Source organism: Burkholderia sp. BCC1208 (assembly GCF_902833095.1).
Classification (GTDB): Bacteria; Pseudomonadota; Gammaproteobacteria; order Burkholderiales; family Burkholderiaceae; genus Burkholderia.
In genome coordinates, this window is sequence record NZ_CADFDY010000006.1 from 297989 (window position 1) to 321532 (window position 23544).

A 23544-nucleotide genomic window follows, 5' to 3' on the forward strand; every position below is an offset into this window, starting at 1 on the left:
CGGCCGCCGCGGCAAAGGCGCCGGGCGGCGAACCAAAGGACGTGCGATGAACCGACGTGATTTTCTGACGCTGACGGGCGCCGCGGCGGCGGCCGGCGTGTCGATGTGGCAGGCGCCCGCGATGGCGGCCGCCGCGCCGCAGGCCGGGCGAAAGCCGGCGGCCGGGTATGCGAACGTGCTGATCCTCGTCGAGCTGAAGGGCGGCAACGACGGCCTCAACACGGTGGTGCCGTACGCGGACCCGCTGTACTACTCGTTCCGGCGCGGCATCGGCATCAAGCGCGAGCAGGTGCTGCAGCTCGACGCGCAGACGGGGCTGCACCCGTCGCTCGCGCCGCTGATGCCGCTGTGGCGCGACGGGCAGGTCGCGGTCGTGCAGGGTGTCGGCTATCCGCAGCCGAACCTGTCGCATTTCCGCTCGATCGAGATCTGGGACACCGCATCGCGCTCGGATCAGTACCTGCACGAAGGCTGGCTCACGCGCACGTTCGCGCAGGCGCCCGTGCCGCCCGGTTTCGCGGCGGACGGCGTCGTGCTCGGCAGCGCCGAGATGGGGCCGCTGTCGAATGGCGCGCGCGCGATCGCGCTCGTCAATCCCGCGCAGTTCATCCGTGCGGCCCGGCTCGCCGAGCCGTCGTCGCTGCGCGAGCAGAACCCGGCGCTCGCGCACATCATCGACGTCGAGAACGACATCGTGAAGGCGGCCGACCGGCTGCGCCCGCGCGGCGGCATGCGGGAATTCAGGACGGCGTTTCCGGCCGGTGCGTTCGGCACGTCGGTGAAGACCGCGATGCAGGTGCTGGCCGCGTGCGAAGCGTCCGGGCCCGGCGCGCAGGACGGTGTCGCGGTGCTGCGCCTGACGCTCAACGGCTTCGACACGCATCAGAACCAGCCGGGGCAGCACGCCGCGCTGCTCAAGCAGTTCGCGGAAGGGATGAGCGCGATGCGCGCAGCGCTGATCGAACTGGGGCGCTGGAACGAGACGCTCGTGATGACGTATGCGGAATTCGGGCGGCGCGTGCGCGAGAACCAGAGCAACGGCACCGATCACGGCACGGCCGCCCCGCATTTCGTGATGGGCGGCCGCGTGGCGGGCGGGCTGTACGGTGCGCCGCCGGCGCTCGGGCGGCTCGACGGCAACGGCAACCTGCCGGTCGCGGTCGATTTCCGCCAGCTTTACGCGACCGTGCTCGGGCCGTGGTGGGGGCTCGACGCGACGCGCGTGCTGCAGCAGCGTTTCGACACGCTGCCGCTGCTGAAGGCGTGATGCGCGCCGCTTAACGGCGGCGCGCGGCGCGCCACGCGATCCACAGCTTGCGGATCGGCGTCAGCGCGATGCGCTGGTGCAGCACCTGGTAGCCGTCGCGCGCGATTTCGTCGAGCAGCGCGCCGGCCAGCGCGATCTGCGCGCGCAGCGTGCGCTGCGCGCGGCGTTCGGCGGCGGGAATCGCCGCATCGGCTGCCGCGAGCGCGTCGCGCGCGCGGGTCGTCTGGAATTGCAGCAATTCGGTGAATGCCGGGCTGTAGCGGCGGTTCAGCAGATCGGCCGCGGTCACGTCGTAGCGCTGCAGTTCGTCGATCGGCAGATAGATGCGGCCGTGGCGCGCGTCGTTGCCGAGTTCCTGCACGAATTGCGCGAGCATCAGCGCGCGGCCGACGTCCGCGGCCCACGGTTGCGGGGCGGCCGGGTTCGCCGAACTGGCGCGGGCGACCAGCGACGCGAAGGTGCCGCCGACCTGCGCGATATAGCGCTGCAGGTTCGCGAAATCGAGGTAGCGCGCCTGTTCGAGGTCCATCCCGTAACCGTTGACGAGCGTGCGCAGCGCATCGGCCTCGACGGCGATCGCCGGGTGATGCTGTGCGAGCGCCTTCGTGACGGGGTGCGACGGTTGTCCGTCGGCCAGCGCCGCGAGTTCCTTGTGCCACCACGCGAGCTTCGTGTGCCCGATGGTCGGATCGCTGGTTTCCTTGACGGTTTCCTCGAGTTCGCGGCGCAGCGCGAACAGCGCGGTCAGGCGCGGCTGCGTGGCGAGCGGCGCCTGGCGCAGCGCGTAGTAGACGCTGGAACCTGCGGGGGCGGCCTTTTGCTGACAGTAGTCGTCGAAGTTCACGGGCTCAATCGGGTGGGGCGGGTTCGGGGGACGCGCGGCGGCGCGCTGCCGAAACGTCGAGCGCGGCATTCTAGCACCGCGGCACGACGGGCGCCGGCGGGGCGAGACAAGGCCGCACGGATCGGGTAGAATCTCGCGCTCGCCTGATCGGGCGTGCCGGTTTTCGGGCTGGCTGACGTGTCCCGAGCGGTCCCGGGCGCGTGGAGCACGCATCTTGCGTCCCGTGCGGTCAGGCGACGGAAATGCGCGTGAGTGGCGAAATTGGTAGACGCACCAGGTTTAGGTCCTGACGCCCGCAAGGGTGTGCCGGTTCGAGTCCGGCCTCACGCACCAGAAGTCGAACGTGTCCCCGTCGGGGGCGTTCGCGAAAAAGCGCTGCCGGTCGGCTGACCGCAGCGCTTTTTTATTGACGCCGGTTTCGTCGCCCGGCATCCGGCCTCGTCCGACAAGCCGGCCGCGTGTAATATCGTGGCCACTTTTCGTACAAGCAGTACAACGACACAAGGGGCCGCCGATGAAACACACCGTACGCATCCCGATTTCCGTTCTCGCGCTGCTGCTGGCCGCGCCGGCCTTCGCCAATACGCCTGCCGACAACGTCGCGTGGAGCGCCACACCCGTGAAGACGGTTGCATCGTCGTCCGCATGCTCCGCGTACTCGGGGCGTGTGATGTCGAGCGGCGAGCCGCTGTCGACGGAGGGTGTGTTGAAAGCGCTCGGCACGTCGCTGGCGGGCGCCGCGCTAGGTGCCGTCGCCGGCGGATATCAGGGCGCAGCCCCCAATCCGTGCCCGCGTCCCGGCCTGTGCTCGCTGGCACGCGGATCGCGGAGCGTACCGCTTCGGTTGAAACGAGCGCGATACGAAGCGCCTCGCGTCGCTCGACCGCGGCGCTTCGTCGTTTCCGGCACGCCTATTCCCAGAAGCTGCGAATCGCGACGGCCACGATCACCGGCACCGAGAACACCAGCGGAATCGCGAAATACTGCGCTTCGCGATCGACGATCCAGCTATAGATCACCCACGCCGCGCCGATCGCGAACGTGATGAGGCCGACCGTCACGGCGGCGATGTTCAGGGCCAGCTTCGACGGCTGGCGGCGCGTTTTGGCGGTGTCGTTGTTATCGCGCGGGGACGATTTCATCGGAAAAGTGCGGCCTCGGGCCGGAACAGGGGTAAAGACACAGGAAACCCCATCCGTACCGATCGCGCAAGGGCCGGCGCATGCCGGCCCGGTATCGTTTGTCAGCGCGCGTTACAACCCGAACGACACGGCCAGTTCGTCGAGCAGCTCGCGCTGGAACGCGACGAACCGCTCGCCCGGCTGCTGCGCGATCGCCAGGTCGAGCATCGGATCGGCGACCTCGGTGCGCACGCCGGCCAGTTCCTCGACGATCGCCAGCCCGCAGAACGGTACGTACGCCTCCGAATAGCCGCCTTCGTGAACGATCACGAGCCGCCCGCCGCAATGGCGTTGTGCGGCTTCTTTCACCGCACGGGTCATGAACCGGTAGCTGTCGGTATGCAACTGCATGCGCGCGAGCGGATCGACCGCGCTCGCGTCGAGGCCGCTCGCGATGACGATCAGCTCGGGGCGGAAACGCGCCAGCGCCGGCAGCACGATCCGCTCGAACGCATACCGGTATGCGTCGTCGCCGCTGCCCGCGAGCAGCGGCACGTTCAGGTTCGCGCCGACGCCGGCGCCTTCGCCGCGATCGTCCGCGCCGCTGTAGCCGGGCGGGAAGCAGCGGTCCTGGTGCAGCGAGATCGTCAGCGTATCCGGATCGTCGTAGTAGATCGACTGCGTGCCGTTGCCGTGATGCACGTCCCAGTCGATCACCGCGACGCGCTCGATGCCGTACTTCGCGCGGGCAGCCTCGATCGCGATCGGGATGTTCGCGAGCATGCAGAAGCCCATCGGGCGGTCGCGCAGGCAGTGATGGCCGGGCGGCCGCGACAGCGAGAACGCATTCGCCGCGCGCTCGCCGACGACCGCATCGACCGCCGCGATCGCGAGACCGGCCGACAGCGCGGCGATCTCGTAGCTGCCCTTGCCGAATGGCGCGAGATCGCCGAGGTCGCCGCCGTTCGCGTCGCTCAGCGCGCGGAACGCGTCGAGATAGTGCGCCGGATGAATGCGCAGCAGGTCGGTGGTGGTCGCGGGTTCGGCGCCGTGCAGGTCGAGCCGCGCGGCCAGGCCCGACGCCTGCACGAGCGACAGGAAGCGGCGCTTCGAATCGGGCGATTCCGCGTAGCCCGCGCTCGACGGGGGCTGGACCCAGCCGCCGACCGGGAAGAACAACGCGTGCGTGCCGCCGGTATGCCAGAAAGTGCGTTCGTCGGTGAAAAAGGCAGTGCGATTCATGGATGCGTGACCTGTCACGGTTGGGAGGAAACGGAAGGGCGCGCGCGGCGATCGATGTGGCGCAGCGCGGCGAACGACACGATCGCGACGGCCGTCGCGGCCGCGAACAGCGCGCGCATCGTGCCGCCGGCGTCGAGCATCAGCCCGGCCAGCAGCGGGCCGGCGGCGAGCGCCGCGCCGATCACGAAGTTCAGTGTCGCGACGAGGCGGCCCGACGTGTCGATCTGCGCGACCGTCGCGAGAACGAACGGCAGCACGAAGGTCCACGCGAACTTGAACGCGAAGATCGCCGCGCTGTAGCCGCCGGTGTCACGCATCGCGGCGAGCGCGACGAGCGACGCCGCGAGCAGCGCGTAGCCCGCCGCCAGCATCGCGCGCCGCGCGAGCCGGCCGCCCGCGCACGACGCGAGCGCCGCGCCGGCGATCCCCATCACGCTCGCGATTGCGAGCACGTTGCCGGTCGACTGCGGATCGAGCCCGGCCTCGGCCGCCGCGCGGCTCGCGAACGTCCATACGCTGCCGATCGCGAGATAGAACGTCAGCACCGCGCCGATGGCGAGCACGACGAAGCGGCGCGGCGTCGGCGGCGCGTCGCCGCGCGCCGTATATGCGGATGCCGTCCGCGTGCCGAGCGACGACGGAAAGCCGCGCGACAGCGGCGCCGCGAGCAGCGCGAGCACGGCGAGCGCGATGTACAGCGCGCGCAGCCCGAACGCGGCGAACACGTGCGGCAGCACGAACAGGCCGATCGCGCCCGCGATCAACTGGCCGACGACCCACAGGCCGTACACGCGGTCGCTGTTCCTGCTCGTCGCCGCGCTCGTCATGCAGAGCACCATCAGCGAGCCGCCGCCGAGCGCGGTGATGGCGCGCAGCGCGAGCAGCGCGGCAAACCCCGGCATCCACAGCGCAGTCAGCAGGTTGCCAGCGCCGAACAGCGCGACGGCGAACGCCGCTACGCGGCGTGCGTCGACTCGTCCGAGCCACAGGTACGACGGCACGGTCGCGAGGCTGAACGCGCCGAGTTCGACGAAGAAGTAGGTGCCGATCTGCGACGCGGACAAGCCGAGCTGCGTGGCGAGCTGACCGGCGACGGCGGGCGCCACGAGCAGCAACAGCGGCGTGATGGCCGCGAACACGACGAGCGCGACGAGCGTCGAGCGCGCGAACGTCGACGCGCGGCCGTCGGGCGGGAGGGCGGCATCGGGGGAGAGGGTTTTCATGGCGGGATCTCGTTGGGGGAATCAGAACAGGTGGTACATGCCGACCATCGCGCCGAACTGCGACGCACCGGCGAGCGGCGTCGGGTCGTATTCGTAGACGGTCTGCGAGCTCTGGCCGCTGTTGCGCGCATAGCCGAGGTTCACGTATGCGACGGTGCGTTTGGACAGCGCGTACGTGGTGCTCGCGATGAACAGCGTCGGGTGGCCGATCGCCGGCGTGCGCGAATCGGTGTGGTAGACGCCCGCGTTCAGGCCGATCCCGCTCGACGTCAGGTAGCGCGCACCGCCCCAGACGATCGTGCGGGCCGCGTCGAGGTCGCCGGTCAGGCGTTCGACGCCCGCATACACGGTGAGCGGCAGCGTGGCGAACGCATAACGTGCGGCGAGCGTGCCGAGTTCGCGGCGCCGCGCGGACGCATCGGCCGCCGCCGATACGTCGCCGTGCGCCTGATGCAGCACCGCGCTCGCCGACAGGCCGTTGCTCGTGTACTGGCCGCCGAGCTCGAGCACGCGCCCGGCGCGCGTATTGCCCGCGACGCCGGAGGTCGCGGCGAGCGCTTCGACGTCGAAGCCGGCGAACGTCGGCGACTGGTATTTGACCGAGTGGTCGATGAAGTTCGCGTTCATCGGCACGAGCACGCCCTGGCCGCTGTACGACCCATACCAGAGCGGGTCGTAGAACAGTGTCTTGTCGAACAGCACGCTGAACTGGCGGCCGAGCGTGACGGTGCCCACCGGCCCAGCGATGCCCACGTATGCACCGCGGAAGAACGCGTAGCCGCGCACGGTCGGGGCGCCGTCGTTGACGTTGAAGCCCTGTTCGAGCTTGAACAGCGCCCGCCACCCGCCGCCGAGATCCTCACGGCCCTTGATCCCGAACTGCGAAGGCAGGATGCCGTAGTTCTGCAACTGCACGGCCGAATGGTGCCCGTCGGCGTGCGTCAGGTATTGCACGCCGGCGTCGAGCGCGCCGTACAGCGTGAGGGTGGACTGCGCATGCGCGGCGGCACCGCACACGGCAAGCGTCGCGGCGGCCGCGGCCGTGCGGATGAAGTGGGGTCTCGTCACGTGGGGTTCTCCATACCTTCCTGCATCGGTGCGTCGTTGGTGTCATCGCGACGCAGTGTCCGCAGCGGGAAAACCGTCGAACAGTCGTCCAGATGAACGGTGCGGAAAACCCGCGGTGCGCGGCGTGAACGCCGCGCGATGCCGCCGCGCGCCGTGCTGCGCAGCAGCAACGTGCGATGTACCGTTCAAATGGATGGGGCTGGCGAGCGTTCCGGCGTCGTGGCCCGCCAAAAAAGTCGCTCGCTATAATCGGCCGGTGTCGTTGCGCACATCAGCAGCCCGACCGGACAGGAGAGCGGAAGGTGAGGATCACGACGGATATCGGGCAGGATCTCGACGCGCTGCGCGACGTGCCGGCCGCCATCGTGCTCGACGAACGCGCGTGGCCGCCGCTGCCGTCCCGGCGTGCCGATTTCGATGGCGTCACGCGCGGCGACGCAGCGCAGCGCGCACTCGGGCTGATGCTGCTCGACCTGTACGCGGTGGCCGCGCAGTCCGCCATCGGCGAATTCGAATACCGGTTCTTTTCGCTGCTGCAGGCGCTCGTTCCGTTCGATGCCGCGTGGACGGGCGTCGCGACCCATGTGCCGACCGGCCCGGTGATGCACAACAGCTTTTTGTACCGGTTGCCGCACGCGTTCTTCACCGACTGGAAGCGCGTGCGCGATTGCGACCCGCTCGCGCACCGCACGTTGCACGGCGCGCACGGCCGCGCGGTGCGGCTGTCGGTCGTCGAGCCGGGGCTCGATGGGCGGTTTCGCGACTGGTGCGTGAAGTACGGGCTCGCGCAACTGATGTTTGTGTGTACGCTCGATCGCCGCTTCGGCCTGACGACGTTCGTGTCGATCTACCGTCAGGGCCTGAACCGGCCGTTCAGCGACGACGACGCGCATCGTTTCGAGGAAGTCATTCCGCATCTCGCGGCCGCCTTGACGATCAATCGCGCCGCGCAGCTCACGCGCGAACGCGAGCGCGCCGACACGGTCGCGCCGGCGGCGCGTGCGCTGTGCGACAACTTCGGTGTGCTGCACCATGCCGATCACGGTTTCGACGACGTGCTGCGCACCGAATGGCCGGCCTGGGTCGGTGCACGCGTGCCGGAGCCGCTCGTCGCGCACCTGCGGCGCCAGCCGGGCCGGCCGTTCGTCGGCGACGCACTGCGCATCCAGTGCGTGCCCGTCGCGGGGCTGTTCCAGATCGAGGCGCGGCCGCGCTCGCTGCTCGACCGGCTGAGCCCGCGCGAGCTCGCGGCGATCCGCTATTACGGCACCGGCCGTTCGCACAAGGAAGTCGCGCAGCAGATGGCGATCTCGCCGACGACCGTGCGCCACTATCTGCGCTGCGCGTACCGCAAGCTCGGCATGCACGACAAGAGCCAGATCGCCGGCGTGCTCGGCGCGAGCAGCGGCGCGATCGACGACGAAGCGGTGGAAGCGGGCGGCATGCCGCGCTGAGAGGCACGAGCGCGTACCGCACGATCCGCGGTACGCCGCCTGAAAGGTTGTGCCCGCAACCATTGAGCGTTATGCTCGTCAGCTCCCGGGAGACGGAATTTCATCATGAACGACACGAATTCAGGGTCGGTGCGCGCGGCGGTGGTCGGGGTCGGCGCGATCGGCGGATTGCTCGCGGCCGCGTTGTCGAAAGCCGGCATGACCGTGAGCGCATACGCACGCGGTGCGACGCTCGATGCGCTGAATACGCACGGCGTGCGCGTGATCGACGAGGCGGGCGCAACCGCGTCGGTGCCGGTGCGCGCGAGCGACGATGCGGCCGCGCTCGGTGTGCAGGACTACGTGGTGATCGCGCTGAAGGCGCAGGCGCTGCCGGCGCTGGCCGCGCGCATTGCGCCGCTGGTCGGGCCGGATACGGTGATCGTCGCGGCGATGAACGGGCTGCCGTGGTGGTTCACGCACGGGCTCGAAGGGGCGCTCGACGGCGTGCCGCTCGATGCGGTCGATCCGGCCGGTGCGGTGTCGGCCGCGTTGCCGCCCGCGCAGGCGATCGGCTGCGTCGTGCACCTGTCGTCGAGTACCGACGCGCCGGGCGTCGTGCGCCGCGGGCGCGGCAACCGGCTGATCGTCGGCACGCCCGATCCGCGGCTCGATACGGCCACGGCGCGGTTCGCCGCGGCGCTCACGGCCGGCGGTTTCGACGTCGAGTCGACGCCCGCGATCCGGACCGAGATCTGGACGAAGCTGTGGGGCAACATGAACATGAACCCGCTGAGCGCATTGACCGGGTCGACGGCCGAGCAGTTGCTCGACGATCCGTTCACGCAGGATCTCGCGCTGCGGATGATGGAGGAGGCGGCTTCGATCGGCGCGAAGCTCGGCTTGTCCACCGGGATGAGCGGCCCCGAGCGGATCGCGGTCACGCGCAAGCTCGGCGCGTTCAAGACGTCGATGCTGCAGGATTTCGAGGCGGGGCGCTCGCTCGAGATCGGGCCGATCCTCGGCGTGTTTCCGGAACTCGGCCGCAAGCTTGGCGTGCCGACGCCGTACTGCGACGCGGTGCTCGGATTGTTGCGTCAGCGCGCGGCGAACAGCGGGTTGTAATGCACACGAGGCCGCTGAATTAGCGGCCGTCGGCAACGCCGGCAACGTGACCCCGCGCGCTTCGCGCGATGCCGCCGCATGATGCAAGACAGGCCGCCCGGATCGCGCGTGACGCGACCCGGGCGACCTGTACGATTCCTCGGATCAATGCTGCCGGCAGTGCTCGGCAAACCGGCGAACCGGCGATGCCGAGGCCGACATTCGGCTCAGTCGTCGCGTTCGACTGCGTGCGCAACGACCTTGTCGAGCAGCCGCTCGAACGTCTGACGTTCGCTGTCGGACAGGCACGCGAGCAAGCCGTCGTTCCACTTGCGCACGATCGGCATGATCTTGCGATGCAGCGCGCGGCCGTCAGGGGTCAGCGCGATCAGCACGATCCGGCCGTCTTCCTCGCTCGCGCTGCGCTCTAGCAGCCCCTGACGCAGCAGGGCTTCGGCCGCGCGGCTTGCCTGGCTCTTGTCGAGATTGGTGTGGCGCGCGAGATCCATGATCGAGAACGGGCCGAACGCGCCGACGGCGGCGATCACGCGCGCCTCGGGCAGCGAGATGTCGAGCTTGTGCCGGTACACCTCGCCGATCCCGCGGTCGGAACGCTTCGTGAGCGCATGGAGGCGATAGGTCAGAAACTGATCGAGCCCGGCTGAACGGCCTTTCATGTCGAATCCTGAAGAAAAAGGGCGGGCCCGATTGTTCCTGTATCGCGCGCTCGGGTCAACGGTCAGTGTGCACCGTACTTCAGGCGTGTCAACTGTTCTGCTTCGTTCGCGAGCAGGTTGGCCGCGTCGCGGATCGCGACGTCGAGCGTGATCGGCCCGGGCGCCGGCGAAAAACAGCCGGCGAAATGCTCGGACAGGCGCGGCAGCGCGGCCGGGTCGACCGCGCCCGACAGCAGCGATGCGCTCACGCCGGCGGCCCGCGCGTGGCGGCACGCGATGAACGGCGCCTTGCCGTGCAGCGTCTGCACATCGGAGCGGCCTTCGCCGGTGATCAGCCAATCGGCGCCGGCCAGGGCGGCGTCGAGCCCGACCTGGCGCGCCACCACTTCGGCACCGGCCTCGAAGCGTGCACCGAGCATGTGCAGCGCGAAACCGAGGCCCCCCGCGGCGCCCGCGCCCGGCAGATCGCGGCCGCGGCGGTCGAGCGCGGCTTCGAGCAGGTCGGCGAAGCAGGCGAGGGCCGCATCGAGGAGCGCGACCTGCGCGGCCGTCACGCCCTTTTGCGGACCGAACACGGCGGTGGCGCCATGCGCGCCCGTCAGCGGGTTGTCCACGTCGGACATGCCGACGAATTCCGTTTCCTTCAGACGCGGATCGAGCCCCGACGCGTCGATCCGCGCAATGTCGGCGAGCCGCGACGGCACGGGCTCGACCGGCTGGTCGCCCGCGTCGAAGCACTGCAGGCCGAGGCCCGCGAGCAGCCCGGCGCCCGCGTCGTTGGTGCTGCTGCCGCCGAGCGCGACGAAGAAGCGGCGCACGCCGTCGTCGAGCAGCGCGCGGATCGCCTCGCCCATTCCGCGCGTGCTGCGCGCGTCGACCGGCACGCTCATGCCGACCGGGTCGGTAATGCCGACGATCTCGGCCGTCTCGACGATCGCGGTGCGCGCATCGATCACGCCCACCGCCGCGTCGCGCGCCGCCAGCGACGCGCCGGCCACCCGCAGCGTGCGCCGCGTGCCGCCGCCCGCCAGCATCGCGTCGAGCGTGCCTTCGCCGCCGTCGGCCATCGGGCAGCAGCGCACCACGGCGTCGGGCCGGGCGCGGCGAATGCCGGTGGCGATCGCGTCCGCGACCTGCTCGGCGGAAAGCGAGCCTTTGAACGAATCGGGCGCGATGACGACGACAGGCGCGGACGGGTGTTGCGGCATGGTGTCTCCGGAAGGCGTGATTGGTGTGAAGAAAGAAGAGTCGGGCCACGCAGGTGGCTCACACGCTATCGGAGCTTACAGGATGGTGGGCCCGGGGTGGATACGCCGTTCGGCATAGCGGCGATCCGCGTGCAGGGTCGTGCGACGGGCCGTCGATGGAGCGGGACACACGCGAGTCGCGCCGATCTGGCGGTACGAGGAAAATTGTTTGCTAGAATAGTCGATTCTTCCGGCCAAAGCCGTGCTCCGAGCCGCTTGCGCTAGCCATTCGGCGCGTGCAGGGATGGCGTGGCGCTCCGGCGCGGCGTGTGAGTGCGACGCACCTCACGCTGCAGGCAGGCACGGCAAGGAAAACCCGATTCGCTCGAATAATTTTAGGACGATTGAAGCCATGGCTAACGTTGTTGAGAACCTCGGCAAGCTTGAACGCCGCGTGACGATTTCTTTGCCGAAAGACACCGTGCAGAAGGAAATCGACGCCCGCATCCAGAAACTCGCGAAGAACGTTCGCATGCCGGGTTTCCGCCCGGGCAAGGTGCCGCTGAAGATGGTCGCGCAACAGTACTCGGGTCAGGTCGAGGCGGAAGTGCTGAGCGACAAGATCGGCCAGGAATTCTTCACGATCAGCCGCGCGGAAAACCTGCGCGTCGCCGGCCAGCCGAGCTTCGAGCCGAAGCAGGAACAAGCCGAAGATGCGTACGCGTTCGACGCGACGTTCGAGGTCTACCCGGAAGTGAAGATCGGCGATCTGGCGACGGCTGAAGTCGAACGCTCGACGACGTCGATCGGCGACGCCGAAATCGACCGCACGCTGGACATCCTGCGCAAGCAGCGCGTGCACTACCACGCACGCGGCGAAGCCGGCGAGCACGGCGACGGCGGTGCTGACACCGCGGCGACGGACGGCGACCGCGTGACGGTCGACTTCGTCGGCAAGATCGACGACGTCGCGTTCCAGGGCGGCACGGCCGAAGATTTCCCGTTCGTGCTCGGCGAAGGCCGCATGCTGCCGGAATTCGAAACGGCGGCGCTGGGCCTGAAGGTCGGCGAACAGCGTACGTTCGACCTCAAGTTCCCGGATGACTACCACGGCAAGGACGTCGCCGGCAAAACGGCGCAGTTCACGGTCACGATGAAGAAGATCGAGTGGCCGCACCTGCCGGAAATCGACGCCGAATTCGCGAAGTCGCTCGGTATCGAAGACGGCGACCTCACGAAGATGCGCGCCGAGATCAAGGAAAACCTCGAGCGCGAAGCGAAGCGCCGCACGCAGTCGATCGTCAAGAACCAGGTGATGGACGCGCTGCTGAAGATTTCCGAACTCGACGTGCCGAAGGCGCTGATCGAGCAGGACCAGCAACGTCTCGTCGAAATGGCTCGCCAGGACCTGGCGCAGCGCGGCGTGCCGAACGCGAAGGACGCACCGATCCCGGCCGAGATGTTCGCCGAGCAGGCGGAGCGCCGCGTGAAGCTGGGCCTCGTGCTGGCCGAGCTGGTGAAGTCGAACGGCCTCGAAGCGAAGCCGGAACAGATCCGCGCGGAAGTCGACGAGTTCGCGAAGAGCTACGAAGACCCGAAGGAAGTGGTCCGCTGGTATTATTCCAACCAGCAGCGCCTCGCCGAGATGGAAGCGTTCGTCGTTGAAAGCAACGTCGTCGATTTCGTGCTGGGCAAGGCCAAGGTGACGGACAAGGAAGTGAGCTTCGAGGCACTCGCGAGCGCATCGGCGCAAGCGTAAGTGTCGCTCTAGCGGCGTGCCGGCTGTCGGAGCGACGGCCCGCACGCCGTTTTTACGTCAAGCGCACGGTTGCCATTAATATGGCGATTGAGCGGGCGGCTTCCTACCGTTCAATTTTCCATTCGAACAAGGTTCATTGAATGATCACTCGCGCTGAATTGCTGGACATGCTTGCTTCGAACGCGCCGCAGGGTTTCGAGGCGCAAGCGCTGGGGCTGGTGCCGATCGTCGTCGAAACGAGCGGCCGCGGCGAGCGTTCGTACGATATCTATTCGCGTCTCCTGAAGGAGCGCCTGGTGTTCATGGTCGGCGAAGTGAACGACCAGACCGCCAATCTCGTGGTCGCGCAATTGCTGTTCCTCGAGAGCGAGAATCCCGACAAGGACATCAGCCTCTACATCAACAGCCCGGGCGGCTCGGTGTCGGCCGGGATGGCGATCTACGACACGATGCAGTTCATCAAGCCGGACGTGTCGACCCTGTGCATGGGCCTCGCGGCCAGCATGGGCGCGTTCCTGCTCGCGTCGGGTGCGAAGGGCAAGCGCTTCGCGCTGCCGAATTCGCGCGTGATGATTCACCAGCCGCTGGGCGGCGCGCGCGGCCAGGCATCCGACATCGAGATCCAGGCGCGCGAGATCCTCTACCTGAAGGAACGGTTGAACAACCTGCTCGCGCAGCATACGGGCCAGGACGTCGAGCGCATCGCGCGCGACACCGACCGTGATAACTTCATGTCGAGCGAGGACGCGAAGGCGTACGGGCTGATCGATCAGGTGCTGCTGAAGCGCCCGTAAACTTAAGTGGGGTGCCGCCCCGATTCGCGCGGCGCCCCTGCTATGTTCCGCACGCCCCGAGCCTCTGCGGCAAGCGCATCCGGCCGGCTCCGGTCGCGCCCTAGGCGCGGCGTTCGGAGCATTCGGCGTATCATGTCATTTACCTGTCCGGAGGCTCTACATTCATGGCGGACAAAAAAGGTTCGAACAGCGAGAAGCTGTTGTATTGCTCGTTTTGCGGGAAAAGCCAGCATGAGGTGAAAAAACTCATCGCGGGCCCGTCGGTGTTCATCTGCGATGAATGTATCGACCTTTGCAACGAGATCATTCGCGACGAAGCGGCTGCCGCCGGCGTCGAGGCCAGCCTGTCCCGGTCGGATCTGCCGAGCCCGCAGGAAATTCGCGACATCCTCGATCAGTACGTGATCGGCCAGGAGCGCGCGAAGAAGATCCTCGCGGTGGCCGTGTACAACCACTACAAGCGCCTGAAGCATCTCGACAAGAAGGACGACGTCGAGCTGTCGAAGAGCAACATCCTGCTGATCGGCCCGACGGGCTCCGGCAAGACGCTGCTCGCGCAGACGCTCGCGCGGTTGCTCAACGTGCCGTTCGTGATCGCCGATGCGACGACGCTGACCGAAGCCGGCTACGTCGGCGAGGACGTCGAGAACATCATCCAGAAGCTGTTGCAGAACTGCAACTACGAGGTCGACAAGGCCCAGCGCGGGATCGTCTACATCGACGAAATCGACAAGATCAGCCGCAAGTCGGACAACCCGTCGATCACGCGCGACGTGTCGGGCGAGGGCGTCCAGCAGGCGCTGCTGAAGCTCGTCGAGGGCACGATGGCGTCGGTGCCGCCGCAGGGCGGCCGCAAGCATCCGAACCAGGATTTCATCCAGGTCGACACGACCAACATCCTGTTCATCTGCGGCGGCGCGTTCGACGGTCTCGAAAAGGTGATCACCGATCGTACCGAGAAAACCGGCATCGGCTTCGGCGCGACGGTCAAGAGCAAGCAGGAACGCGACGCGGGCGAAGTGCTGCGCGAAACGGAACCGGAAGATCTGATCAAATTCGGTCTGATCCCCGAATTGATCGGCCGCCTGCCGGTGGTCGCGACGCTCGGCAAGCTCGACGAAGTCGCGCTGATGAAGATCCTGGTCGAGCCGAAGAATGCGCTCGTCAAGCAGTATCACAAGCTGTTCGCGATGGAGCGCGTCGAGCTGGAAATCCGGCCGGGCGCATTGCAGGCAGTCGCCCGCAAGGCGATCCGCCGCAAGACCGGCGCGCGCGGTTTGCGTTCGATCATCGAACAGGCGTTGCTCGACGTGATGTACGAGCTGCCGACGATGAAAGGGGTCAGCAAAGTCATCATCGACGAGAACGTCATCGATGGGGACGGCAAGCCCTTGCTGATCTACGAGGACACGCCGAAGGTGGCGGGTTCGAACTGACCGGCTTGCCGACGATGTTCAGCGAAAAAGGCCGTTCATGAGTCCGTGGGCGGCTTTTTTTCGTTTATCTTGTGGGTAACTCTGACTCGACACGCGGTGGTTACTTTCTTACCGAATATTTCCCGCACTTGAAGGCTTGCAATTCGTTGTGGCGGCCTCAATTACCGAACAATTGATTCCACTCATGGGGAAATGAAATGTCAGGCACCCAACTTCTCCCGCCGGAACGCATCACGCTCCCGCTGCTGCCGCTGCGGGACGTCGTCGTTTTCCCGCACATGGTCATTCCGCTCTTCGTGGGCCGGCCGAAATCGATCAAGGCCCTCGAAGCAGCGATGGAAGGCGGCAAGCACATCATGCTCGTCGCCCAGAAAACCGCGGCCAAGGACGAACCGACCGAAAAGGACATGTACGAGGTCGGTTGTATCGCCAACATTCTGCAGATGCTGAAGCTGCCGGACGGCACCGTGAAGGTGCTCGTCGAGGGCCTGCAGCGCGCGAAGGCGTTGTCCATCGAAGAACAGGAGACGCAGTTCTCCTGCGAAGTGATGCCGCTCGAGCCCGATCACGCCGACAGCGCCGAGACGGAAGCGCTGCGTCGCGCGATCGTGTCGCAGTTCGACCAGTACGTGAAGCTGAACAAGAAGATCCCGCCGGAGATCCTCACGTCGCTGTCGGGCATCGACGAAGCGGGCCGTCTCGCCGACATGATCGCCGAGCGCCTGCCGCTGAAGCTCGACCAGAAGCAGCACATCCTCGAAATGTTCCCGGTCATCGAGCGCCTCGAGCACCTGCTCGCGCAACTCGAAGCCGAGATCGACATCCTGCAGGTCGAAAAGCGCATCCGCGGGCGCGTGAAGCGCCAGATGGAAAAGAGCCAGCGCGAGTACTACCTGAACGAGCAGGTCAAGGCGATCCAGAAGGAACTGGGCGAAGGCGAGGAAGGCGCGGATCTCGAGGAACTCGAGAAGCGCATCAACGCCGCGCGCATGCCGAAGGAAGCCAAGAAGAAGGCCGACGCCGAGCTGAAGAAGCTGAAGCTGATGTCGCCGATGTCGGCGGAAGCCACCGTCGTGCGCAACTACATCGACACGCTGATCGGCCTGCCGTGGCGCAAGAAGAGCAAGGTCAACAACGACCTGTCGAACGCCGAGCAGGTGCTCGACGAGGATCACTTCGGCCTCGAGAAGGTCAAGGAACGGATCCTCGAGTATCTCGCGGTGCAACAGCGCGTGGACAAGGTCAAGGCGCCGATCCTGTGCCTCGTCGGGCCTCCGGGCGTCGGCAAGACCTCGCTCGGTCAGTCGATCGCCCGTGCGACGAACCGCAAGTTCGTCCGGATGGCGCTCGGCGGCGTGCGTGACGAAGCCGAGATCCGCGGCCACCGCCGCACGTATATCGGTTCGATGCCGGGCAAGATCCTGCAAAGCCTCGCGAAGGTCGGCGTGCGCAATCCGCTCTTCCTGCTCGACGAAGTCGACAAGATGGGCATGGATTTCCGCGGCGATCCGTCGTCGGCCCTGCTCGAAGTGCTCGATCCGGAACAGAACCACACGTTCGCCGACCACTACATCGAAGTCGACTTCGACCTGTCGGACGTGATGTTCGTCGCGACGTCGAACTCGCTGAACATCCCGCCGCCGCTGCTCGACCGGATGGAAGTGATTCGTCTGTCGGGCTATACGGAAGACGAGAAGGTCAGCATCGCGCAGCGTTACCTGCTGCCGAAGCAGAAGAAGAACAACGGGCTGAAGGAAGGCGAGATCGACGTCACCGAGCAGGCGATCCGCGACATCATCCGCTACTACACGCGCGAAGCCGGTGTGCGTTCGCTCGAGCGGGAAGTGTCGAAGATCTGCCGCAAGGTCGTGAAGATGCTGCTGCTGAAGAAGGCATCGGGCGCGATCAAGGTCGATGGCGAGAACCTCGATACGTTCCTCGGCGTGCGCAAGTACGACTTCGGCCTCGCGGCGAAGGAAAACCAGGTCGGTCAGGTGACGGGCCTCGCGTGGACGGAAGTCGGCGGCGATCTGCTGACGATCGAAGCCGCGGTGATGCCGGGCAAGGGCAACGTGATCCGCACGGGTTCGCTCGGCGACGTGATGAAGGAGTCGGTCGAGGCCGCACGTTCGGTCGTGCGCTCGCGTTCGCGTCGTCTCGGTATCAAGGACGAGGCGTTCGAGAAGCAGGACATCCACATCCACGTGCCGGAAGGTGCGACGCCGAAGGACGGTCCGTCCGCCGGCGGTGCGATGACGACCGCGCTGGTGTCGGTGCTGACGGGTATTCCCGTGCGGGCCGATGTCGCGATGACGGGCGAAATCACGTTGCGTGGCGAAGTGCTGCCGATCGGCGGGCTGAAGGAAAAGTTGCTGGCGGCTCACCGCGGCGGCATCAAGCTCGTGCTGATTCCGGAAGAGAACGTGAAGGATCTCGCGGACATTCCGGACAACGTGAAGAACGCGATCGAGATCGTGCCGGTCCGCTGGATCGACAAGGTGCTGGAGCTCGCGCTCGAGCGTTCGCCGACTCCGCTGCCGCCGGAAGAAGAAGCGAAGGCAGCAGCGCCGGTCGGCGAGGCGGCGAAGGATGCCGGCTCGACGGAAGTCGTCAAGCACTGAGGCCCTGAGCACCGTCGTGGCCGACGGTTGTTCACGAAACCCGCGGCGGTGTCCGCGGGTTTTTTTATGTGGATCGGAATCGTGCGAGGGAATCGTGCGAGCGCGTGCGTTAAAAAAATCACGCAGCAGGCTTGGCAAAATGATCGGGGATGAATTAAACTTGCGGGCTCGCTGATTGTTGATGCGGAAACGCAGATCGCAGTCGGAACGAATCGGAAACGGGTGCTTAGCTCAGCTGGTAGAGCGGCGCCCTTACAAGGCGTAGGTCGGGGGTTCGAACCCCTCAGCACCCACCAGTTTCACGATTCAGCCAGACCAAGGAGCGGTAGTTCAGTCGGTTAGAATACCGGCCTGTCACGCCGGGGGTCGCGGGTTCGAGTCCCGTCCGCTCCGCCAAACAAACAACAATGCCCGCCTCGTGCGGGCATTGTTGTTTGTGCGTTCGGTTTTGCGCCCGCTTGCGGGCGCGTGACTGCGGAGTGGAGGAAGCCGCTTGCGGGTTCGTTCCGTGCCCGCTTTTCGCCCGTCCCACCCCGTATGTTGTAATATCGGACGTTTTGTCCAATTTTCCCGTCACGCATGCTCGATTTCTTCCGTAATCACCAGCGCCTGATGATGGCGCTCCTGCTCTTGATCGTATTGCCGGGGCTGGGTTTCGTCGGGATCCAAGGCTTCCGCGGCTTCTTCGACGACAGTGCGAACGTCGCGGCAGTCAACGGGCACAAGATCACGCGGGTCGAATTCGACGGCGCGTTCCGCCAGCAGATCGACCAGGCGCGCCAGGCGCTCGGCGGGCAGTTCGACATGAAGATGTTCGACACGCCCGAGCATCGCAAGCAGGTGCTCGATGGCCTGATCCAGCAACGCGTGCTGGCCGACGAGACGCAACGCCTGCACCTGACCGCATCCGACAACGCCGTGCGCGACGCGCTGATGAGCGACCCGATGATCGCGTCGCTGAAGAAGCCCGACGGCACGATCGACGTCGAACGCTACGCGCAACTGCTGTCGTTCCAGGGGATGACACCCGAGCAGTACCAGGAGCGCGTGCGTTACAGCCTCTCGCTCCAGCAGATTCCGGCGAGCATCGTGTCGAGCGCGTTCACGCCGAAGAGCCTCGCGCAACGCCTGTCCGAACTCGCCGCGCAGCAGCGTGAAGTGCAGGCGCTCGTGTTGAAGGCGAGCGACTTCGCGGCGAAGGTCCAGCCGACCGACGCGCAGCTCACCGCGTACTACGACGCACACAAGCAGAGCTTCGCGACGCCGGAAACCGCGACGATCCAGTACCTCGTCTATTCGCCGGCCGCGGCGGCCGCGAGCGCGCAGCCGACCGAGGCGGACATCAAGAAGTTCTACGACGACAATCCGACGCACTTCCGTACCGAAGCACAGGTGCGCGTGAGCCACATCTTCATCGCCGCGCCGGGCAGCGCCAGCGCGGCCGACAAGGCGGCCGCGAAGGCGAAGGCCGAGCAACTGCTCGCCGACGTGAAGGCGCACCCGGACCAGTTCGCGCAGATCGCGCAGAAGAACTCGCAGGACGCGCCGTCGGCAGCGAAGGGCGGCGACCTCGGCTTCATCACGCGCGGCTCGACCGCGGGCGGCAAGGCGTTCGACGATGCGGCGTTCTCGCTCAAGCAGGGCGACGTGAGCGGGATCGTGCAGTCGGATCTCGGTTTCCACATCCTGAAGGCAACCGAAGTGAAGCCGGCGATCGTCAAGCCGTTCGCGGACGTGAAGGACCAGATCGCGGTCGACCTGAAGCAGCAGTACGCATCGAAGGCGTTCTCGGACAACGCGGAAGGCTTCACGTCGACCGTCTACGAAAAGGCGAAGACGCTGCAGCCGGCCGCGGACAAGTACAAGCTGACGATCCAGACGGCCACCGTCACGCCGGTGCCGAATCCGCAGTTGCCGCCGACGAGCCCGTTGAACAATCCGAAGTTCCTGGCCGCCGTGTTCGCGAACGACGCGGTGAAGAACCAGAACAACACGCAGGCGATCGACGTCGGCAACAACACGCTGATCTCGGCGCGCGTGACCGAGCACAAGCCGGCGGCGGTGCCCGCGCTCGACACGATCAAGGACGTCGTGCGCCAGAAGGTCATCGCCGAGCAGGCCGCGGAACTCGCGAAGAAGGACGGTGCGGCGAAGCTGGCCGAACTGCAGAAGTCGAAGTCGACCGACGGGCTCGCGGCCGCGCAGAAGGTGTCGCGCACGCAGGCGCAGGGCTTGACGCCGGCTGCGCTGAGCGCGGTCTACAAGGTCGATGCGAAGACGCTGCCGGCTTACGTCGGTGTCGACCTCGGCGCGGACGGCTATGCGATCTACCGTGTGAACGCGGTGATCCCCGGTTCGGCGGTCGATCCGCAGCAACTGGCGGCCGCGCAGCAGCAGATGGCGCAGGTCGACGCGCAGAGCGAAGGCGAAGCGTACCTCGCCGCGCTGCGCGATCGCTCGAAGGTGAAGCTGTACGGCAGCACGACGGCCGGCCAGCAGCAGGACGGCGACAACTGAGCATCGTTTTGCCCGCAACCATCAAAAAGCCCCGCTCGAAGCGGGGCTTTTTGTTTTCCGGTGCGCCGCGCTCAGCCGTGCGGCTTGCCGAGCAACGGCTTCAGCGCCGGCCACACGTTGTCGAGCAGAATGCGCTGGGCCTGCTGCGCGGGATGCATCTGGTCGGCCTGGAACATTTCGGGCTTGTTCTCGATGCCGGCCAGCAGGAACGGCACGAGCGGCACGCCGAGATCTTTCGACAGCCGCGTATAGACCGCATGGAACTTCTGCGTGTAATCGGGGCCGTAATTGGGCGGCACGTACATGCCGACCAGCACGACTTTCGCCTGGGTGCGCCGCGCGCTCGCGATGATGTCGCGCAGATTCTGCTCGGTCGTCGCGAGCGGCACGCCGCGCAGCGCATCGTTCGAACCGAGCTCGACGACGACGATCGAGGGCTTGAGCCGCTGCAGCACCGCGGGCAACCGCGCACGGCCGCCGCTCGTGGTGTCGCCGCTGACGCTGGCGTTCGCGACGCTATAATCGATTCGCTCGGTCGAAAGCCGTTGCCGCAGCAGCGACACCCAGCCGGTGTCGCGCGGCAATCCGTATTCGGCCGACAGGCTGTCGCCGAGCACGACGATCACGGGCGGGCTCGATGCCGGTGCCGTCGCGGCGCGCGCGGGCACGGTGACGGTGACGGCCAGCAGGGTGCCCAGCAGCGCGGCGGCCGCCGCGCGTCTTTTCCAGCGAAATGTCGTGTCCATGTTCAAGATTACCGATCCGATCATCGAAGTCCATGACGTGTGCAAACGGGTTGCCGATGCAACGGGCGAGCTGACGATCCTCGACGGCATCACGCTCGCCGTGCAGTCGGGCAGCAGCCTCGCGATCGTCGGCGCGTCGGGCTCGGGCAAATCGACGCTGCTCGGCCTGCTTGCGGGGTTGGACAGCGCGACGAGCGGCACGGTTCGCCTGCTCGGTCGCGCGCTCGACCAGCTCGACGAGGACGAACGCGCGGCGCTGCGCAACGGCGCGGTCGGATTCGTATTCCAGTCGTTCCAGTTGATGCCGCACCTGACGGCGCTCGAGAACGTGATGCTGCCGCTCGAACTGCAGGGCGGCATCAGCGCGCGCGACGCAGCCGACCGCGCGCGGGCGCTGCTCGTGCAGGTGGGGCTCGGCGAGCGTACCGCGCATTATCCGAAGCTGCTGTCGGGCGGCGAACAGCAGCGCGTCGCACTCGCACGCGCGTTCGTCACGCGCCCGGCGATCCTGTTCGCCGACGAGCCGACCGGCAGCCTCGATGCTGCAACCGGACACGCGGTCATCGACCTGATGTTCGAACTGAACCGCACGCATGGCGCGACGCTGGTGCTCGTCACGCACGATGCCGAACTCGCGCGCCGCTGCGCAACGACGGTGACCATCGACGCCGGGCGCATCGTCGCGCCGCACGCGGCTTAGCGCAGCGCGTGAATGTTCGTGCCGGCCGCGCGGCGTGGATTGCGCGGCCGGCACGGGCATGACGCCGTCGCGTCAGCGCTTCAACGGCTTCAACGGCTTTAACGGCTTTAACGGCTTCAACGCTTGAGCGCCGCGCGGGCGCGCTCGATCAGCGCCGTGGTCGACGAGTCGTGCTTCGCCGGATCGACCGATTCGGCCGACAGGTCGGCTTCGACGACCTTGCCGAGAATCTTGCCGAGCTCGACGCCCCACTGGTCGAACGGATTGATGTCCCACACCGTCGCCTGCACGAGCACCTTGTGCTCGTAAAGCGCGATCAGCGCACCGAGCGTGCGCGGCGTCAGCGCATCGACGAGCAGCGTCGTGGTCGGGCGGTTGCCGGGGAACGTCAGGTGCGGCGCGAGCGCTTCCTTGCCGGGCCCGGCGACCTTGCGCGCTTCCTCGAGCGTGCGGCCGAGCATCAGCGCCTCGCTCTGCGCGAAGCAGTTCGCGAGCAGCTTCGGGTGATGGCTCGCGAGCGGATGCTCGGGCGTCAGCACCGCGATGAAGTCGATCGGCACGATCGTCGGCCCCTGGTGCAGCATCTGGAAGAACGCATGCTGGCCGTTGGTGCCCGGCTCGCCCCACGTGACGGCCGAGGTCGGGTAGTCGACGAAGGTGCCGTCCAGGCGCGCGGATTTGCCGTTGCTCTCCATTTCGAGCTGCTGCAGGTACGACGGCAGGTAATGCAGCGCTTCCGAATACGGCGCGACGAGATAGCTCTGCGAGCCGAAGAAATTCCGGTACCAGATGCCGATCAGGCCGAGCAGCACCGGCAGGTTGCGCTCGAGCGGCGCTTCGCGGAAGTGACGGTCCATGTCGTTCGCGCCGGCCAGCAGCTCGTCGAACTGTTCGGGGCCGACCGCGATCATGATCGACAAGCCGACCGCCGACCACAGCGAATAGCGGCCGCCGACCCAATCCCACATTTCGAACACGTTGTCGGCGGCGATGCCGAACTTCACGACTTCGGCCGGGTTCGCCGACACGCCGACGAAGTGCTTCGCGAGCGCATCCTCGGGGCAGCCGCGCGCGACGAACCAGTCGCGCAGCGAACGTGCGTTCGTCATCGTCTCGAGCGTCGTGAAGGTCTTCGACACGATGATCGCGAGCGTTTCCTCGGGATCGACCTGTTCGAGCACGCGTGCGAGATCGGCGCCGTCGACGTTCGACACGAAGTGGGTCGTGATGTCGGGCGTGGCGACGTGGTGCAGTGCATGCACGACCATCTTCGGCCCGAGATCGGAGCCGCCGATGCCGATGTTGATCACGTGGCGGATGCGCTTGCCCGTATGGCCCGTCCACGTGCCGCTGCGCACGGCGCGCGCGAACGTCGCCATCTTCGCGCGCTCGGCGCTCACCTGCGCGTGGAACGGCGCCTGCGGGTCGGTCGCGCGCAGCGCGGTGTGCAGCGCGGCGCGGCCTTCGGTCGGATTGACGATCTCGCCCGCGAACATCGCGTCGCGGCGCGCTTCGACGCCCGCATCGCGCGCGAGCTGCACGAGCAGGCGCAGCGTTTCGTCGTCGATGCGGTTCTTCGAGAAATCGGCCGCGAGACCGCCGCCCGGAATCGTGAAGCGTTCGGCGCGGGTCGGCGCGCGGTCGTTTTCCGGCGCGAACCAGTCGCGCAGCCGCGCGTGGCGGATCTGTTCGAAGTGGGATTGAAGGGCAGTCCAGGCGGGGAGCGATTTCAGCGTCATGGCGGTTCGAGTGAAGCGTGAATCGGGAGGAATGCCGCGCCGGCTCATCGGGATCGGAAAGCCGGC

Annotated in this window: 18 protein-coding genes, 3 tRNA genes and 1 pseudogene; 13 read left to right on the forward strand and 9 right to left on the reverse strand. The window is 67.0% G+C overall.

Features of this window, described 5'->3' with window-relative positions; genetic code table 11:
• The first annotated feature begins 46 nt into the window (after positions 1 to 46).
• Positions 47 to 1267, forward strand: a complete 1221-nt coding sequence (locus HWX09_RS16435; protein ID WP_027784699.1) for a DUF1501 domain-containing protein — start codon at positions 47 to 49, stop codon at positions 1265 to 1267.
• 10 nt (positions 1268 to 1277) lie between these two features.
• On the opposite strand, the gene hpnD is transcribed toward HWX09_RS16435, so the two are convergent.
• On the reverse strand, positions 1278 to 2111 hold the full coding sequence (gene hpnD, locus HWX09_RS16440; protein WP_027784698.1) for a presqualene diphosphate synthase HpnD: 834 nt from the start codon (positions 2109 to 2111) through the stop codon (positions 1278 to 1280).
• A 246-nt stretch (positions 2112 to 2357) separates the two neighbouring features.
• Between hpnD and HWX09_RS16445 the strand changes: the two genes are divergently transcribed.
• Positions 2358 to 2444, forward strand: a tRNA-Leu gene (locus HWX09_RS16445).
• Positions 2445 to 2625: 181 nt separating this feature from the next.
• Positions 2626 to 2916: pseudogene (locus tag HWX09_RS33955) on the forward strand (hypothetical protein); the annotation flags it as partial.
• Between the two features lie 106 nt (positions 2917 to 3022).
• Here HWX09_RS33955 and HWX09_RS16450 read toward each other — a convergent pair.
• The 4 genes from HWX09_RS16450 to HWX09_RS16465 form a co-directional block, all read right to left on the reverse strand.
• Positions 3023 to 3253, reverse strand: a complete 231-nt coding sequence (locus HWX09_RS16450; protein WP_027784697.1) for a membrane protein — start codon at positions 3251 to 3253, stop codon at positions 3023 to 3025.
• A 111-nt stretch (positions 3254 to 3364) separates the two neighbouring features.
• A complete protein-coding gene (locus HWX09_RS16455; protein WP_027784696.1) occupies positions 3365 to 4474 on the reverse strand; it encodes a class II histone deacetylase in 1110 nt (369 codons plus the stop codon).
• A gap of 14 nt (positions 4475 to 4488) precedes the next feature.
• Positions 4489 to 5697, reverse strand: coding sequence for an MFS transporter (locus HWX09_RS16460; protein WP_027784695.1), 1209 nt, complete (start codon positions 5695 to 5697; stop codon positions 4489 to 4491).
• 21 nt (positions 5698 to 5718) lie between these two features.
• Positions 5719 to 6765, reverse strand: coding sequence for a porin (locus tag HWX09_RS16465; protein WP_027784694.1), 1047 nt, complete (start codon positions 6763 to 6765; stop codon positions 5719 to 5721).
• Positions 6766 to 7067: 302 nt separating this feature from the next.
• Here HWX09_RS16465 and HWX09_RS16470 point away from each other — a divergent pair, with 302 nt between their 5' ends.
• Together HWX09_RS16470 and HWX09_RS16475 are read left to right on the forward strand one after the other, a co-directional pair.
• A complete protein-coding gene (locus HWX09_RS16470; RefSeq protein ID WP_027784693.1) occupies positions 7068 to 8219 on the forward strand; it encodes a LuxR C-terminal-related transcriptional regulator in 1152 nt (383 codons plus the stop codon).
• Between the two features lie 105 nt (positions 8220 to 8324).
• On the forward strand, positions 8325 to 9323 hold the full coding sequence (locus HWX09_RS16475) for a 2-dehydropantoate 2-reductase (RefSeq protein ID WP_027784692.1): 999 nt from the start codon (positions 8325 to 8327) through the stop codon (positions 9321 to 9323).
• 206 nt (positions 9324 to 9529) lie between these two features.
• Here the strand turns inward: HWX09_RS16475 and HWX09_RS16480 are convergent, their stop codons facing one another.
• Positions 9530 to 9979, reverse strand: coding sequence for a MarR family transcriptional regulator (locus HWX09_RS16480; protein WP_027784691.1), 450 nt, complete (start codon positions 9977 to 9979; stop codon positions 9530 to 9532).
• A 62-nt stretch (positions 9980 to 10041) separates the two neighbouring features.
• Positions 10042 to 11187 carry a glycerate kinase gene (locus HWX09_RS16485; RefSeq protein WP_027784690.1) on the reverse strand — a complete coding sequence of 382 codons (1146 nt, stop codon included), beginning with the start codon at positions 11185 to 11187 and terminating at the stop codon, positions 10042 to 10044.
• 391 nt (positions 11188 to 11578) lie between these two features.
• Between HWX09_RS16485 and tig the strand changes: the two genes are divergently transcribed.
• The 7 genes from tig (at position 11579) to HWX09_RS16520 (ending at position 20293) form a co-directional block, all read left to right on the forward strand.
• Positions 11579 to 12925 carry a trigger factor gene (gene tig, locus HWX09_RS16490; protein WP_027784689.1) on the forward strand — a complete coding sequence of 449 codons (1347 nt, stop codon included), beginning with the start codon at positions 11579 to 11581 and terminating at the stop codon, positions 12923 to 12925.
• Positions 12926 to 13065: 140 nt separating this feature from the next.
• Entirely contained in the window at positions 13066 to 13719 is a 654-nt protein-coding gene (gene clpP, locus HWX09_RS16495; protein ID WP_006496351.1) for an ATP-dependent Clp endopeptidase proteolytic subunit ClpP, read from the forward strand.
• A 164-nt stretch (positions 13720 to 13883) separates the two neighbouring features.
• Positions 13884 to 15155 carry an ATP-dependent Clp protease ATP-binding subunit ClpX gene (clpX, locus tag HWX09_RS16500; RefSeq protein ID WP_027784688.1) on the forward strand — a complete coding sequence of 424 codons (1272 nt, stop codon included), beginning with the start codon at positions 13884 to 13886 and terminating at the stop codon, positions 15153 to 15155.
• Positions 15156 to 15352: 197 nt separating this feature from the next.
• Positions 15353 to 17776, forward strand: a complete 2424-nt coding sequence (lon, locus tag HWX09_RS16505) for an endopeptidase La (RefSeq protein WP_006489349.1) — start codon at positions 15353 to 15355, stop codon at positions 17774 to 17776.
• Positions 17777 to 17996: 220 nt separating this feature from the next.
• Positions 17997 to 18072 (forward strand) — tRNA-Val (locus HWX09_RS16510).
• A gap of 23 nt (positions 18073 to 18095) precedes the next feature.
• Positions 18096 to 18172 (forward strand) — tRNA-Asp (locus tag HWX09_RS16515).
• Positions 18173 to 18355: 183 nt separating this feature from the next.
• Positions 18356 to 20293, forward strand: coding sequence for a SurA N-terminal domain-containing protein (locus tag HWX09_RS16520; RefSeq protein ID WP_027784687.1), 1938 nt, complete (start codon positions 18356 to 18358; stop codon positions 20291 to 20293).
• A 71-nt stretch (positions 20294 to 20364) separates the two neighbouring features.
• Here HWX09_RS16520 and HWX09_RS16525 read toward each other — a convergent pair whose 3' ends face one another.
• On the reverse strand, positions 20365 to 21039 hold the full coding sequence (locus tag HWX09_RS16525) for an arylesterase (RefSeq protein WP_027784686.1): 675 nt from the start codon (positions 21037 to 21039) through the stop codon (positions 20365 to 20367).
• Between HWX09_RS16525 and HWX09_RS16530 the strand changes: the two genes are divergently transcribed.
• Positions 21038 to 21739, forward strand: coding sequence for an ABC transporter ATP-binding protein (locus tag HWX09_RS16530; protein ID WP_027784685.1), 702 nt, complete (start codon positions 21038 to 21040; stop codon positions 21737 to 21739). The two genes, HWX09_RS16525 and HWX09_RS16530, sit on opposite strands and share 2 nt — an antisense overlap.
• A gap of 116 nt (positions 21740 to 21855) precedes the next feature.
• On the opposite strand, the gene pgi is transcribed toward HWX09_RS16530, so the two are convergent.
• Entirely contained in the window at positions 21856 to 23478 is a 1623-nt protein-coding gene (pgi, locus tag HWX09_RS16535) for a glucose-6-phosphate isomerase (protein ID WP_027784684.1), read from the reverse strand.
• Between the last annotated feature and the right edge of the window lie 66 nt (positions 23479 to 23544).

Excerpts from the sequence above, each read along its gene's own strand:
- HWX09_RS16435 (WP_027784699.1), top strand. The coding sequence starts at position 47 with ATGAACCGACGTGATTTTCTGACGCTGACGGGCGCCGCGGCGGCGGCC.
- HWX09_RS16450 (WP_027784697.1), bottom strand. The coding sequence starts at position 3,253 with ATGAAATCGTCCCCGCGCGATAACAACGACACCGCCAAAACGCGCCGC.
- HWX09_RS16455 (WP_027784696.1), bottom strand. The coding sequence starts at position 4,474 with ATGAATCGCACTGCCTTTTTCACCGACGAACGCACTTTCTGGCATACC.
- HWX09_RS16460 (WP_027784695.1), bottom strand. The coding sequence starts at position 5,697 with ATGAAAACCCTCTCCCCCGATGCCGCCCTCCCGCCCGACGGCCGCGCG.
- HWX09_RS16475 (WP_027784692.1), top strand. The coding sequence starts at position 8,325 with ATGAACGACACGAATTCAGGGTCGGTGCGCGCGGCGGTGGTCGGGGTC.
- HWX09_RS16480 (WP_027784691.1), bottom strand. The coding sequence starts at position 9,979 with ATGAAAGGCCGTTCAGCCGGGCTCGATCAGTTTCTGACCTATCGCCTC.
- HWX09_RS16485 (WP_027784690.1), bottom strand. The coding sequence starts at position 11,187 with ATGCCGCAACACCCGTCCGCGCCTGTCGTCGTCATCGCGCCCGATTCG.
- tig (WP_027784689.1), top strand. The coding sequence starts at position 11,579 with ATGGCTAACGTTGTTGAGAACCTCGGCAAGCTTGAACGCCGCGTGACG.
- clpP (WP_006496351.1), top strand. The coding sequence starts at position 13,066 with ATGATCACTCGCGCTGAATTGCTGGACATGCTTGCTTCGAACGCGCCG.
- clpX (WP_027784688.1), top strand. The coding sequence starts at position 13,884 with ATGGCGGACAAAAAAGGTTCGAACAGCGAGAAGCTGTTGTATTGCTCG.
- lon (WP_006489349.1), top strand. The coding sequence starts at position 15,353 with ATGTCAGGCACCCAACTTCTCCCGCCGGAACGCATCACGCTCCCGCTG.
- HWX09_RS16520 (WP_027784687.1), top strand. The coding sequence starts at position 18,356 with ATGCTCGATTTCTTCCGTAATCACCAGCGCCTGATGATGGCGCTCCTG.
- HWX09_RS16530 (WP_027784685.1), top strand. The coding sequence starts at position 21,038 with ATGTTCAAGATTACCGATCCGATCATCGAAGTCCATGACGTGTGCAAA.
- HWX09_RS16525 (WP_027784686.1), bottom strand. The coding sequence starts at position 21,039 with ATGGACACGACATTTCGCTGGAAAAGACGCGCGGCGGCCGCCGCGCTG.
- pgi (WP_027784684.1), bottom strand. The coding sequence starts at position 23,478 with ATGACGCTGAAATCGCTCCCCGCCTGGACTGCCCTTCAATCCCACTTC.